6 protein-coding genes and 1 pseudogene are annotated in these 15,485 nt (G+C 64.0%); 4 read left to right on the forward strand and 3 right to left on the reverse strand.

The genetic code is table 11. The features are described 5' to 3' along the window. Window positions 1-181: 181 nt before the first annotated feature. Window positions 182-1,702: an alkaline phosphatase D family protein gene (locus ACT009_RS13070; RefSeq protein WP_445191500.1), complete on the reverse strand. Its 1,521-nt coding sequence runs from the start codon at window positions 1,700-1,702 to the stop codon at window positions 182-184. A gap of 180 nt (window positions 1,703-1,882) precedes the next feature. On the opposite strand from ACT009_RS13070, the gene ACT009_RS13075 reads away from it, so the two are divergent. The 4 genes and pseudogenes from ACT009_RS13075 (at window position 1,883) to ACT009_RS13090 (ending at window position 9,822) form a co-directional block, all read left to right on the forward strand. After that, window positions 1,883-4,156, forward strand: a complete 2,274-nt coding sequence (locus ACT009_RS13075) for a TonB-dependent receptor (RefSeq protein WP_445191501.1) — start codon at window positions 1,883-1,885, stop codon at window positions 4,154-4,156. Between the two features lie 677 nt (window positions 4,157-4,833). Next, window positions 4,834-7,530, forward strand: a complete 2,697-nt coding sequence (locus ACT009_RS13080) for a TonB-dependent receptor (protein WP_445191502.1) — start codon at window positions 4,834-4,836, stop codon at window positions 7,528-7,530. Between the two features lie 62 nt (window positions 7,531-7,592). Further along, window positions 7,593-8,617, forward strand: a pseudogene (locus ACT009_RS13085) (Ca2+-dependent phosphoinositide-specific phospholipase C). Beyond that, window positions 8,614-9,822, forward strand: coding sequence for a histidine-type phosphatase (locus ACT009_RS13090; RefSeq protein ID WP_445191503.1), 1,209 nt, complete (start codon window positions 8,614-8,616; stop codon window positions 9,820-9,822). Before ACT009_RS13085 ends, ACT009_RS13090 begins: the two are co-directional and overlap by 4 nt. Window positions 9,823-10,411: 589 nt before the next feature. Here ACT009_RS13090 and ACT009_RS13095 read toward each other — a convergent pair. Beyond that, complete coding sequence (locus ACT009_RS13095; protein WP_445191504.1) at window positions 10,412-12,922, reverse strand: alkaline phosphatase PhoX; 2,511 nt, start codon at window positions 12,920-12,922, stop codon at window positions 10,412-10,414. Window positions 12,923-12,985: 63 nt separating this feature from the next. Beyond that, window positions 12,986-15,361 carry a TonB-dependent receptor gene (locus ACT009_RS13100; RefSeq protein ID WP_445191505.1) on the reverse strand — a complete coding sequence of 792 codons (2,376 nt, stop codon included), beginning with the start codon at window positions 15,359-15,361 and terminating at the stop codon, window positions 12,986-12,988. Window positions 15,362-15,485 lie beyond the last annotated feature (124 nt).

The raw sequence follows: 15,485 nt of genomic DNA on the forward strand, positions 1-15,485 counted from the left end.
CACCAAGTTGCTAACCAAGCGAGTCGTGGTGCGCCTTCAGCGATCTCCGAGCGAACAGGATTGACGCGACGTCTTTGAACCCCGTGACAGGTACCAACGGTATGTCCGGCGGTCGAAGCGACCGCCCATTAGATGGCATAAGGGGAGGCGGTTGGCCGTCATCTTGCACGATGTTGAGGGCCTAAGCGAATTCGATGCGCCGATCCCCCGAACGTGCCGCAACCGTAGCCACGGTTTGGAAGCGGCTCGCGACGTCGGAGCGGTCTTCGATGATCCGTAGTTCCGCTCGCATCGCGTGGTGCTGCAGATCCAGCTTCACCCAGCCGGCATGTACCGTGTCGTGGAACCGCACCTGCGGATTGTTGCGGGCGATGTCGCCGAAGCGGCCGATCGGCGGCGATGCCGCGGCGAGCGCGGTCGTGACGATCTCGCTGCCGACCCGGACGCCGGCAGCGCCGAGGTCGTTGACCCAGAACGAATGGACGTCGCCGCTGAGCACGATCGCGTCGCGCACCGTCGGCCTGCTCATCTCGGCGAGCAGCCGGGCGCGATTGGCGGCATAGCCGTCCCATTGGTCGCTGAAGGTGGTCCGGCGACCGCCATCGAGCCAGAGCGGCGCGAAGAACACCTGCTGGGCGATCAGCGTCCAAGGCCGATGCTCGCGCCCCAGGCGATCGGCCAGCCATCGCTCCTGTGCCCGGCCCATGATCGTTCGCGAAGGATCGATGGCGTCAGTGCAATTGGTCAGGCGCACGTTGCGCGCGACGTTCGGCGACGCGCAGGGCGGCGCGCTGCGATACTGGCGGGTGTCGAGCACCGACAGCGAGGCGAGGTTCGCCCAGTCGATCGCGCGATACAGGCGTGGCTCGCGCCGGCCGCGCCAAAGGCTCGGACGGATCGGCATATGCTCGAAATAGGCCTGGTAGGCCGCAGCCCTGCGCGGCGCGAAGATGGCCGGCGGAAGCCCCTCGCGGTTGGCGAGCCCGGCATAGTCGTTGAGCACCTCGTGATCGTCCCAAGTGACGATCCACGGGCACGCCCGGTGCGCCGCCTGTAGCTCGCGGTCGGTCTTGTAGAGCGCGTGCCGGCGTCGATAGCTGTCCAGATCGACGGGCTCCGGAGCGCCGAACGCACGGACCTTTGGCAGATCGGGATAGCTCTGCTCGTAGATATAGTCGCCGAGTTGCAGGATCAGGTCGGGCTCGGCGCGGACGATGTCGCGGTAGACGCCGAACTGCGCCTGCTCCCAATGCTGGCACGAGGTGACCGCGAGCCGCAGCCGGTCGGCAATGCGCGGCACGGTGGCGGCACGACCGACCGGGCTGGTCGCGTCGAGGGCGTGAAATCGATACCAATAGGGCCGCCCGGCCGACAGCCCGGCGACCTCGACATGTACCGCATGCGCGCGTTCGGGATGAGCTAGGCCGTGACCCGCGCGGACGATGCGGTGGAACGCGGGATCGGCGGCGACTTCGTAGCGTACTTCGACCGCCTTCGCGTCCAGCGGCTCCAGCACCCCGCCGACGAGCCGTGTCCACAAGACGAAGCCGTCGGGATCGGGATCGCCGCTTGCTACCCCCAACGCGAAAGGATCGGCGATCGCGCGGGCACCCGCATCCCATGCGATCGCGGGCGTCGCGGCAAGCGAGGCCATGGCGGCAAGGACCGCACGACGGTGCCAGAGGAGGTCGTTACCTGCCATCGCCGAGCGCTAACCTCTGCCGATGACCGGTTCGTGACGAGAGCGCCGTTTCGTCACAAAAGTTTCCCGCGAACGTCATGCGATCGTCGCGGACCGGCGATACGCGGCGGGCAGCAGAGGTCGCCGAACGATCCCTTCCTACCTCCAAAAGCGGGAACTCCATTGACACCGAAGACGCTTATGCTCGCCACCGCGAGTTCGCTCCTGTTTATCGCGCGTCCTGCCGCGGCGCAGACCGTCGCGGTCGCCGATACCGCGGCGGACACTGCACCGGCCGCGCAGGACGACATCGTCGTTTACGGCGCCGGCAAGGTCCGCCAGGAACAGACCGTCACTCAGAAGGCGATTGAGATCCTCCCCCCGGGAAGTTCGCCACTGAAGGCGGTGGAGCGGTTGCCCGGTGTCGCGTTGCAGAGCTCCGACCCGTTCGGCAGCTACGAACTCGGCACCCGGTTGTCGGTACGCGGCTTCAACCAGAGCCAGATGGGGTACACGCTGGACGGCGTGCCGCTCGGCGATATGTTCTACAACAACCACAACGGCCTCCACATCAGCCGCGCGGTTGCGGCGGAGAATATCGCGCGCGTCGATGTGTCGCAGGGTGCCGGCTCGCTCGGGATCGCATCGACCAGCAACCTCGGCGGCAATCTCGAATTCGTCTCGCGCGCGCCGTCGCAGACGATGGGCGGCGAAGTGGCGCTGACCTACGGCATGTACGACACGGTGCATCTCTTTGGTCGGCTCGACAGCGGCGAACTGCCGACCGGCACGCTGCTGTCGCTGTCGGGCGTGATCCACGACGCGAGCAAGTGGAAGGGTTTCGGCAACCAGTCCGACACCAAGGTCAACGGCAAGATCGTTCAGCGTTTGGGTGCGGCGACGCTGACCGGCTGGTTGAACTATTCGCTCCATAAGGAGCGCAACTATGCCGACCTTTCGCCGGCGACGCTGAAGCGGATCGGCTCCGATCTCGATTTCCTCCGCCCCGACTATGCGACCGCGATCCTCTTGTCGCAGGTGAGCGCGAATCAGGCCGCCGCCGCCGCTAAGCGGGCGCTGCCCTTCCCGACCGCGGGCGTGGCATTTCCGTCGCCCTACACCAACGTCAACGACACCTACTACGACAGCGGCGGCGTGCGTCGCGACTGGCTCGGCGCGCTGACGCTGGATGCGCCGGTGACCACATGGCTCGACGTCACCGCGACCTATTATCACCATTACGATAAGGGCAGCGGTGGCATCTACACGCCCGCAGTCTTCTCGCCGGATGGCTTTCCGCTGTCGGTGCGGACCACGGAATATGGCATCAAGCGCGACGGCGGCATTGCGCGCGCCACCGCTACGCTCGGCGATCACACGATTCAGATCGGCTATTGGCACGAGGACAACCGCGCCAGCACCGATCGCAACTATTACGCCGCGAGCCTCACCAACCGGCCCGACGTCACCGATTTTCTCGAAAACCCGTTTAGGAGCGACTTCCTGACCGACCTGACGACGGTGACGAACCAGTATTTCGTCAGCGACAGCTGGACGGTGTTCGACGCGCTGACGATCGCCGGCGGCTTCAAGGGCACCCGCGTCGCCAACGGTATCGTCACGACCTTCGGCACGCCGTTCATCAACGGCCGGATCGCGGCCAAGGACTGGTTCCAACCCCAGATCGGCGCGACCTACAGGATCGGCCGCCAAGAACTGTTCGCCAACTACGCCGAGAACATGCGCGCCTATATCAGCTCGTTCCGCGGTCCGTTCGGCACCACCCAAGTCGGGTTCGAGGCGATCCGCAACACGCTGAAGCCCGAAACCTCGCGCACCGTCGAGGGCGGCTGGCGATTCGATCTCGGCTCGGTCCGCGGCGTGATCGCGGCGTACGACGTCAAGTTCGAGAACCGTCTGCTCGCGGCGTTCAGCGGTGCCAACATCCTCGGCAATCCGAGCATCCTCCAGAATGTCGGCAGCGTCACCAGCCGCGGGGTCGAGATCGGCGCGACCTACCAGGTCAGCCGGCCACTGGCGGTGATCGCGTCCTATTCGTACAACGACAGCACCTATGACGACGACACCGTCAACGGCACCGCCTTCGTGCCGACCAAGGGCGTCCGCACCGTCGACACGCCGGCGCATCTGGCGAAGGGAGAGGTCAACTACGACGACGGCAGCTTCTTCGGCAACGTTGCCGGTGCCTATACCTCGCGGCGCAACGTTACCTTCACCGGCGACGTGACGGTGAAGGGGTACACCCTGTTCGATGCCGCGATCGGCTATCGCTTCCCGACGAACAGCGCGTTGGCGGGGGTCGAGATCCAGGTGAACGCGGTCAATCTGACCGATGAGCGGTACATCGCCGCCCTCGGATCCGGGCAGTTCTTCAACAACGCCAGCTCGCTCAACAACACGCTACAGGCCGGCGCGCCGCGACAGGTATTCGGCACAATTCGGCGGCGTTTTTGAAGACCTGCCATCACAGCCAAGTCGCGACGATACAAAACGTTAGATTGCCGGAAGTCTTGCCTCACACTGCGAGCTCAATCTCACCTGTAATATGATTTCGTGATCAGGGAACAAGTTCGATACTACGGCTGATCGAACTTGGTCCCGACATAATCCTCGCAGGCGGAGAGCCATGGCGGTTGAGCCCTTGGGGGCGGCATTTCAGCGTCCATCGATGCGCGCGGGCCGGACATGGGCGAGCCCCGTGGGACGTTCGCCCTTCAGTAATCTGCCGGTCGGCGTATTCAAACCGCACCTGAGTCAACGCGGGTCACATCGGGTTAAAGCTTTAGTATAAAAAGCCCGAGCCGCGCGTGGCGGCTCGGGCAAGTTGCTCGTGGGAGTCTGATACAAGCCTTGTCCGAGGCGATGGTCTTCTTGCCTACGGGTTGTTGCACCTTGAAGACTACTCGCGTTTCAGTCGGCGATCATTTCTGCTTGGCCGCGAGATGGCCATCCACTCGCACCAGGACTGATTTAGAGCTGCCAGTGTAGCTCTGCCCATCTGCGGCGATTAGAACGTGACACATCTCGCACAAAACGGTCACATCGCAGCAACCAAAGCGCCGCCAAACCGCAACATCCCGCACCTACACGCCACTCGATCAGGCTCGAAAGCCTGCGGGGGAACACACGACATGACCAACGTCTCACGCCTGCTTTGCGCGACCTTGCCGCTTGCCCTCTCGGCCTTCGGCGCGACGCAGGTCGCGGACGCGCAGACCACTTCCGCTCCGTCGGCAGGCGACATGAGGATTGATGCCAGCGCCTCTACTGCTGCGGAGCAGAGCCCTGAGACGGTCAGCCAGGCCGGAGACGATATCGTCATCACCGGCACTTACGCGCAGAGCCTCGCCGCAGCTACCGAGACCAAGCGGCAGGCGGGGTTCGGCGTAGACGCGATCAACGCCACCGATATCGGCAAATTCCCGGCGCAGAACGTGGCGGAGGCGCTGCAGCTGGTGCCCGGCGTCGCCATAACCCGTCCGCGAGGAGAGGGACTGTATGTCAGCGTGCGTGGACTCGGTCCGCAGTTCCAGAGCACCTTGCTCAACGGCCGCCCGGTGGCGATCAACGACCTGATCGAAAACGGCGGGGCGAATGGTCGGCAGTTCCGCTTCGAGATGCTACCCGCTGAATTCGTGTCGCAGATCGACGTGGTCAAGACACCGACGGCCGACATGACCGAGGGCGCTCTCGGCGGCAATATCGATGTCCATACCTTCCGCCCGCTCGAGGTGGGTGACAAGACCACGCTCAACCTGCGCGGCACCTACACGACGTTGGCGGAGAAGGTGAAGCCGAACGCCACGGTGCTGACCAGCGCCAAGAACCAAGACGGAACATTCGGCATCCTCGCTGCGGCGCAGTACTGGGGCAAGTCGGTGCGCAACGACCGGGCTTACAACACCGGATGGTATTTGGATAAGTTCAGTTCGGTGCTCGGCGCCGGCTTCTACACGCCGGGGCGCACCAGGCCGACGGTGGAGACGGAGGACCGCAAGCGCCTTTCGGGTTTAATCTCGGCACAGTGGAAGCCCAGTCCTGAACTGGAGACGACGCTGGACGTGCTCGCGACCCGGCTGGACGTCGCCTATGACGAGTATGGCCTCGACATCTATCCCGACGACAGCAGTGTCGCCGGACACAGGCCGGTACTGGTGCCCGGTTCGGTCAAGCTCGACGGCAGCACGGTGGTCGCGGCGACGATCAACGACGTGCGTTTCATGGGCACGCGCGAATACAGCCTCAACAGGCACGACCTGATCACCATCGGTCTAAAGCAGGCGTGGAACCCGGAAGGCTGGCATGTCGTCGCCAATGCGAACTGGTCATATGCCCATAGCTTTCATCCAAGCTACGCCGAAGGCACGGTGCGCAGCCGCATCCAGTTCTTTGCGCCCCTCACCTATGACACGTCGGGCGGCTACAAGGTGGCGCCGACCATCTCCACGCCTGTGAACGTGCTCAACCCGGCCAACTATACGCTCTACCCGTTCAACATCGCACCCAAGAACAGCAGGGATTGGGACCGCTATGTCCGGCTCGACATCGATCATGAAATGGACGGCTTCATCACGAAATTGAGTGCCGGCGGCGAGTATCATTCTCGCAAGCGCGATTATCGACGCCGCGACTTCACCGTCAATCCCGCGGCGAACACCACCCTGAACAGCTTTGCCCCCGACGGTTTCGAGCAGCTCCCCTATGACAACTTCCTGTCGGGAGTGGGGGGCAATTACCCCAGGACGTGGATCGTGCCTATTACCGACGTGTTCTACAGTAAGTTGTTCACTACCGCGATTGCCAACGCGCCGCTGACGGCGGGCGACCTTCGCGCCTCCTACGTGGTGACTGAGAAAACAGCGGGCGGCTACGCGCGCGCCGATTATGCCTTCCCGCTTGGCAGCGTAGCCGTGACTGGGAATTTGGGTGTACGCTATGTGCATACCGATCAGGTCGCGAGCGGCACGCTGACGACCGGCAACGTGGCGACACCGGCGCGCTTCCCACAGACGTTCAATGATTGGTTGCCGAGCTTCAATCTTCGCGCCGAATTGACGCACGATCTGGTCGCCCGCTTGGCGGCAAGCCGCGTCCTGACCCGTCCAAACGTGACGCAGAGTGCACCACAGATCAGTGTCTCGACCGACCAGCCAACCGCGAGCGGTGGCAATCCCGCGCTGAAGCCGTTTCTCGCTACGCAGTTCGACGGCTCGCTGGAATGGTATTTCAATCGCGCAGGCTCGCTTACCGGGGCGCTTTTCTACAAGGCGATGGACGATTACATCACAGCTCAGAACATCAACGTGGAAATTCCGGGTCGCGGCACCGTGCTGCTGAGCACTCAGGTCAACGGTGGCAGCGCCAAGGTTTACGGTGCGGAAGCAGCCTATAACCAGGTATTCACGTTTCTACCGGCGCCTCTTGACGGACTAGGCTTCCAGGCGTCCTACACGCACACCTCGGTTCAGGCGAACTACACGGCGGGAGCGCGGCCGATCAAGGACCAGCTGATCGGCCTTTCAAAAAACAGCTTCAACGTCGTGGGATTCTATGACCAGGGGCCGCTGTCGGCGCGGCTGTCGTACACCTGGCGCGACAAGTATCTCGCGGGTATTGGCAGCACGACTCAAGCGACCACCACGGTCGCGGCGTTCGGATCGCTGGATGGCAACCTGTCCGTTCGCGCCACCGATCAGCTGCTCTTCAGCGTCGAGGCGATCAACATTGCCAATGCCAACAGCTATAGCTTCAACGAGAAGGAGCTGCAGTTCGGCGAGATCAACAACTACGGCCGCACCATACTCTTCGGCGTGCGGGCACAGTTCTGATGCTCGGCGCCATCCTTCTCGGTGCCGCACTGTTGTCCGATGGCGCTCCACCGCCCAAGGCCATGAACGACATCCAGGTCGTCGGATCGCACAACAGCTTCAAGGCCGAAATCCCTGCGGCGGTCATGGCCAAGATCCGTGCCACCGAGCCGAAGCTCGCCGATGGGCTCGACTACTATCATCTGCCGCTGCAGCAGCAGCTTGATCGCGGCGTCCGACAACTCGAGATCGACATCTTCGCCGATCCACAAGGCGGCCGCTACGCCGATCCCAAGGGCGAGGTCCTCGCCCGCGCCGCGGGCCAGGCCACCGGGTTCGACCGCAATGCAATGCTGAAGCCGGGCTTCAAGGTGTTCCACATACCCGATGTGGATTACCTCAGCACGTGCGTGACGCTGGTTCGCTGCCTGCGGGAGATCGATCGTTGGTCCCGCGCGCATCCGAAACATCTGCCGATGATGGTCACGATCAACGCCGCCGACACGCCCTCCGGTCGAGTGGGGATCAGCGACCCGCTGCCGCTCGATAACACCGGCCTGCTTGATGCCCTGGATGCCGAGATCCGCTCTGTGCTGCCAGGTCGCCGACTGATCACGCCCGACGAAGTTCGAGGAAGCGCCAGAACGTTGCGTGACGCTGTTCGCGGGCGGGGCTGGCCGACACTGCAAACGACCAGGGGACGGATCTACATCGTCTTGGACGTGCGCCCGGCGGTGTCGGATACCTATCGCTTGGGTCACCCCTCCCTTGCGGGACGGGCTATGTTCGGCTGGTACCCCGACGATCAGGCAGAGTCGGCTGTTCAGATTGTCCAGGATCCGCTCATCGACGGGATCGCATCGGGCGCTGGGTGCGCGAGGGTTTCATCGTGCGCACTCGCACCGATGCCAACACCTCAGAGGCGCGAGGCCACGATCTATCGAAGGCCCGCGCCGCGATGACCAGCGGCGCGCAGGCGGTTAGCAGCGACTATTATCCCGGAGCACCCGATCCGCTTCACCTTCAATTTACCGTCACGTTGCCCAGCGGCGCGATGGCGCGTTGCAGCCCGGCGCGGGTCGCTTCGGGTTGCCGGCTCGAACCATGAGCGCGGCGATCTGCCGGATAGCGGCGGTCGGGGTTTGGCTGCTGGTAGGCGCCGCCGCGCCAGCGCCGTCCGTGTACGTCGTGGAGCGGGCGGTTCTGGTGATGCGCCACGGCATCCGGGCGCCGCTGGAGGGCGAGGTGCCGACGGGAACCAGAACCGCCGCAGCATGGCCCCGTTGGCCTGTTGCCGAAAGTCGGATCACGCCGCACGGTGCCCGTGCGCTGGAACTTGTGGCCGCCGAAGACCGCCAGTTGCTGGGAGCGCGCGGTCTGCACGTCGCCGCTAGCTGCCAATCCCTCGCGCTCAGCATCAGGAGCAACAGTTCGGATCGCAGTATCGCGAGCGGCGAGGCCTACGCCCGAGGGTTTGCGCCCGGCTGCGCCATTCCGATCGAGCACCAAGCCTTGGGAACGGCCGATCCGCTCTTCGAGCCCCTCCGCGCCCGAGCCACTCGGTTCGACGCCCGCGCAGCGATCTTGTCCATCAACGCCGAGACGGGCGGCATGGAGAGGCTTGCCGCGCGTTATCGGTCCGCACTCACCTTACTCGACAGAATTCTCGGCTGCGGTGCCCCGGGGACAGAATGCCTCCCCATGCAGGCGGCAAGTGTCACTCCCGCCGTCGACGGACGCGAGATCGTCCTGAGTGGCCCGATACGGATCGCTTCGGGTATCGCGCAGGTCCTGCTTCTCGAGCAGTTGGAGGGCATGCCGTCTCGTGACGTTGGCTGGGGGCGAGCAAGCCCGGCGGACCTGAAGCGACTGGGTGCTCTTCATGCCGCTCTGTTCGCCGTCTTGACGCGTCCAGCCTACATGGCGGCGCATCAGAGCGCAGCAATGGGACGCGCAGTGTTGCAGGCGCTGGATGGATCAGGGCCGGCATTTCGCGTGTTCATGGGGCACGACACCAACGTGACCGCGCTTGCGGCGACGTTGCAGGTCAATCTCGCTGCTGCCGGCTACGCGATCAACGACGTCCCGCCGGGCGGCGGCCTGCTGTTCGAGAAGGTGAGGAACCGCACGACGGGCGCGACCTACGTGCGAGTCTCTTATCGGACACAGTCGCCAGCTGCGCTGCGCTCGTTGAGCCCTGCCACCTCGGTCAACGCGGTTAAGGTGCTCGGCTCCGTTTGGACGCTACTTCCGAGCGAGGCATTCAAGAAGAAGTTAGAAGCACGGCTTGCAGCACTCGAACCTGCAAGCTGACAGGCCGAGTGAAGACTGATCGCGAACCATCGTCTGAAGACCTTTCGGCATCAGTTCTCGGATCGTTGATTGCCGCTTGTCTTCGTGGAGAATGGCCCGGTTTGCAGGAACGAGAGGTGAGACTTCATTACAGAGACTGAGTCGATGCGCGGCCGAGCGATCGCAGGTCGACGAGCGCGCCGACATCGCGAAGCGGCTCCTGCAGTCAGGCGACCGCAATGTTTTGCCTTCATCTCCAGTCGTGATGAGAGCGACATCATCGGCGGCCGACACTCCGATACTAATACCCTGAGGTGGGGCGAACCGGCAGCGGCCCTACTGGGCGACTTGCCGTCAACGCTGCCAAGCGGCGGGCAGCCGCAGGCTAACGAGCGGTCTTGGCCGAGAAGGGTCGGCATATCGTCACGTCTCCCGCGTGGTTGCACCACGGCATACGCCCCTACCAAGGTGTGGGCGATTGGATCTCAATGGCATTAAAAATTGATGTGATGTCAGCACGCTGAGCAGCAACGCGCAAATGACGTCGGTACGCGTTGCGATCGTGCTCAGGGCCGTCCGACAGCGCGGGCGGCCCCTTCCGCGACTTGGATCAAAGACCGACCACGCCTCCATCGTCCTTCGTGATCACGATCGTCGCCGATCGTGGGCGTGAAGGCGCGGCGACGGCGCCGGCCTGGTTGGCGGGCCAGCTGCTGGTGATGTTCGCTGGACCGCCATTCTCGCCAGGATGCTGGACGTTGACGAACAGCGACCGGCCATCCGGTGTCGAGTGGATGCCAGTGATCTCACACTCTTTCGGCCCTACCAGGAAGCGGCGGAGCGTCGCGCCCGGCGACTTGCCGATGCGGGTCGTTACGGTGCTCGTCGTAGTGACGTTGGCGGCGGTGGTGAGCGTATTGTTGACCACCCGCGTGCTGCCGTCGCCGACACTACCTGGAATGCAGGCGAGCAGCATGCAATTGGTGACGTCGGTATAGGCGCCGTCGTCGGTTTCGATCCACATCACCGGGGACACCGTACCAGACGCGTTGCTCGGGAGGCCGAACCACAGTCCGTCCGGCGACGAGAAGTCGTTGGTCGCGTCGAGCCCTGAAAGGTTGATGTTGGTCGCATCGAGATCGCTGCCTGAGCCGAACGCATACACGTCCCACGCGAAGCCTAGCGCTTCGGAAGTGTCGCCCGTCTCGCGCAAACGGATCACATGGCCGTTGGCGTTGCCGCGGGTCGCTTGTGCAGTCGTTGGCGGATCGGCGTTGACCAGATCGCCCTGCGGCTTCTTGGGATCGGTATAGGCGCGCGGGTTCGATGCGTTGGTCGTCGTGGGCGTGCGCGACGAATTGTTCGTCAGCGTGCAATACATCTCGCCAGTAGCGGGGTTGACCGCCGTCCATTCCGGTCGGTCCATTCGGGTAGCACCAAGCGCGTCGGCAGCAAGCCGGGCATTGGTTAGCACATCGGCCTGACTGCCGAAGGGATAGGCGGCGTTTGCCGCAGTAAGCGGACCCTCACCGAATACCAGCGCCAGCCATTCCCCCGAGCCGTCGGCGTTGAAGCGCGCGACGTAGAGCGTGCCGGTGTCGAGATACTTGTCGCCAATCGCCAGACGATTGGCTGCCGTCGCGTCGGCCGCGGCCCAAGGCGTCGCTGACACGAACTTGTAGATATATTCGTTCTGCGCGTCGTCGCCCATGTAGAAGGCGGGACGGACCCCGGCGATCGTCCGCCCAATCTGACAACCCTCGTGGTTCATCCTGCCGAGCGCGGTCCGCTTGCGCGGAGTGGAGGCGGGATCGAAGGGGTCGATCTCGACCACCCAGCCGAACTGAAATGCCTCGTTGCGAAAGTCGCCGCTGCCGTCTGCTTGGCTGGCCGCGCCCGCAGTGATGTTCCACCGGCGGTAAAGAGTGCTTGCCGCGTCCGCCGTGGTGACGGTCGACCAGCCATAGTTGCCAGGGCGGTTCTCCGGAATGCCGTAACGCGTGAGCGAGGCGTTGGCCTTGGCGCCTACGGCGCCGCTCGCGCTGCGCACGGCCGCGTCACCGGTATCACGCCGAAAATACCCCGCCCAATTCTCCTCGTTGGTAAGGTAGGTGTGCCACGGCATCGTGCCGTTGGCGCAGTTGTTGATCGTGCCGCGGCCTGCGGTTGCATCGGTCGAATAGGCGGTTCGCAGGATCGCGTCGCCGCGAACGGGCCCGCTGAAGCTCATCGGCGTGAGCGGCGTGATCCGGCGGTTGAATGACGACGCGGGAACGTAGCTCCACGCTGTGGCCTTCGTCGCTTCGATGACCGAAACGCCGTGGCACTCCATCTCCTTCAGCGCTTCGGCCTCCGGGCGTGCGCCGCCTGCCGTTGTGGGCCCGGCGGGGTGCAGATACGCTTGGGTGATGTTCTCGTGGTTTAGCACCAGCAGCCCGCGCGTGTTGCCGTTCGGATCAGGCGCGCCTGCCGCGGATAGACCGAAATAGGACATCCCGTCATGGTGGTCGCCCGCACGTCGCGCGAAGTTCACATCGGTGCCGTCATTGGCGTAGGCGGCGACGCCAGCCGCGATCGGATCGCCTAGCCGGTAGAGCACCGTCACCGAGTAGCCCGCTGGCACCGCCACCGCGTCGGCAAGGCTCTTGGTCACCGCGGTAAAGCCGAGCGCGGCGGCGCCGACCGTCACGCTGGCGGTTGCCGCGGTCGTCTTACCTGCCGACGTCGCCGTAAAGGCGAAGGTGAGGATCGTGCCCGTCGCCGCACCAGGCACGACGAAGGTCGCGGCCGAGGTCATCGCGCCTGCCAGCTCGACGGTCGGTCCTGCGGTCTGGGTCCAGGTGACGCTATCGACTTGGCCGATAGCGCTGCCAGTAAGCGTTGCAACGCGACCGGCGGCGGAACTGCCGCCGGCGGTTGCGGTGACGGTGACCGGGTTGACGCCGTCGTCGTCGCTGCCGCATCCGGCAAGCAGCATCCCACCGAATACCGCGGCGGTTGCTGCCGACAGTCCGCCCATCAGCGTCTGCCTTCGCGAATAGCGTACTTCGATCAGGTCGCCGAGGTGTGGGTTGAGTGTCGGATTGGTGTCGATGTCGCCATCGTCATAGGTGGTGGTCATGTTAGTCCCCCGAGAAGCGGCACGTGGTGCCGCAATGATTTGCTTGTGGTCGTGGCGTTGCGGTCAGAACCGCGCGCCGAGCTCCACGCCGTAGAAGCGCGGCTCGCCGGTGATGTAGGTCGGGATGCCGAAACCACCGCCGGTGTTGCCGGCGTCGATCAAATATCGCTTGTTGGTTAGGTTCCGGGCGAAGCCGCCGATGCTGTAGCGCCCGCCGACCAGTTCCAGGCCTGCACGCACATTAACCAGCGTATAGCCGGGCGTGCTGATCGCAGGGTTGTTCGGCAGCTCGAAGAAGACTTTTGAGCGATATGTGATGCTCGGCGTCGCATAGGCGGTGGCGGTGCCGACGGGCAGGCGCAGCATCGCGCCGCCGGATGCGGTTGTCTCCGGCTGCAGGCGGAAGCGGTTGCCGGCAAATACGCCGTTCGACGCGTCCTTGCCGATACCGCCGTCGATGTAGGCGAAGGTGCCGAACACGGACAGGTAATCGGCAAGGCGAAGGTCGCCCTCAAGTTCCACACCGACATTCTTGGCGGACCCGGCACTTCGCGTGGTGGTCACGCCATTCTCGGTGACGGAGACCTGGAAGCCGTCATAGGTCTGGTAGAAGACCGATGCCGCACCAGTGAGCGGGCCGACCCGTCCTTTGATGCCGCCTTCGTAATTCCAGACATTTTCCTCCGGCACTACCTGAATGTTTGGGCCGACGCCGAAGGCGGTGCGTGCGGCAGCCAGCTGGACCACGGGCGAACGCCGACCCTTGCTGATCGTCCCATAAAGGTTGAGACCATCACCAAGCTTCAACAGTGCGTTGAAGCGCGGCAGCAATGCTGTGAAACTCTTTTCGGCGACGAACTTGTTGCCCGCGGTATTGGCGGTCCCAAGCAGGCTGCTCTGGACGCCGAGTCCTGCAAGCAGGAGCGAATTAGGCTGCACGGACGAGTAGCCGGACTGGCGATCCTCAATCAGGACGCGCGCGCCTGCTGTGAGCTCGAGTGCAGGCGTCGGGATGTACGTCGCATCGGCGAACACCGAATAGGTATTATTGCGGCCGAAGTTGGTGAACACCGACGAATAAGGCAGCGACGTGAGCCTTCCACCACTCAGCACCGCCGTCGCCTTCAGTGCAGGGATCGTTCCGTTGGGTGCTACGCAGGCAGTGCCAGTGGGGATGCCAGCCGCATTGAGCGCGGCACGGACCCGGGCGTAGGCCGCGGCGACGGAGCAGGCCAGATACGTGCCCTCCTCGGTTGCGAAGGGCACGCGCTGAGAGCCATTTTCGAAGAAGGCGTTCCAGCCGAGAGAGGCGCGGTACTTCGGTCCGTCGAAGGCGAAGCGCCCCTCGTGACTCCATTGGTCGCCCTGCGCGTCCTCGGCGAACTCAAGATAGGCAGCGGGGCCGCCATCCGCGTCAAACACTTCCAGCGCGTCGAAGCGCCGATAGCCGTTTACGGTGGTGAAGCTGACCCCCGGCCCCAGGTCGACGGCAACGCTCATATTGGCATCGTAGACGTTGCGATCGAGCCCGAGCTTGCGTGCGCCGAGCACCGCGAGGCTGTTCGGTGATCCCGACAGTTCGGCATAGCCATAGTCGCCGGTCTGCCCGCCGGTTGGTGCGTGCGCGCGACTTTTGAAGGCGGTGCCGGGGTTGCGCTGGCCGTCATAGGTCAGCACGAGGTCCGCAATTACCCGGTCGTCAGGTCGAAAGCGCAGCGATCCGCGAAGCCCCCGCTGGTCCTGGCCGTTCAGGTCGTCTTGATCGACGCCCGCTTGGTTCTGATTGGGAAAGGTCGGGTCGCCCGCGATGTTGCGAACATAACCGCGACGATATTTGTATGCCCCCGCCAGCCGGGCCGCGACCGTCTCGTTGCCTACGTTGACGAAGCCCGAGACCTGTGTGCGGTCAAAATTGCCGTACGATGCGTCGATGGCGGCGGACGAGCCTGCTTCGGGCCGCGCCGAGATGAGGCTGATCGCTCCGACCGCAGCAGCGGTCCCGAACAAGGTAGCCTGCGGGCCCTTCACAACCTCGATGCGCTCCAGATCGTAGAGATCCTGCCAAGCACCACGCGAACGGCTGATGTCGACACCGTTGTAGTAGAGCGTCACGCGAGCGCCTTGCTGCGCAGAGCCGTTGTCCGATGTGATGCCGCGGATGACGAAGCCCGGATTGTTCGCGCTCTGCTCCTGGACCTGCAAGCCTGGCACGAAGGCGGCGACCTCGTCGAGCTCGGACACACCGATGTCCGCCAGTCGCCTTCCAGTCAGCGCGGTGACAGTGACGGGAACATCCTCGATCCGCTGCTCCCGCTTCTGGGCGGTCACGACTATGTCGTCCTGCCCCGTGTCTAGTTGAGCAGTCGATTGCGCCAGCGCCGTCGTCGAGCACGCTGCAGCAAGCGTCGCGAGCGTGAGCCGCGAGTGAACAGATAACATGAATTCCCCCGTCTTGTCGGAGGAGCGCTAACGGTCGCGGATGACGGCCTCGCGTCGTCGAGATGACATCTCCGCGTCGGAAAGATGAATTGGATGTTACAATCCTGCTTTAATTCGACGGCGC

The organism is Sphingomonas sp. Tas61C01, from assembly GCF_052567495.1.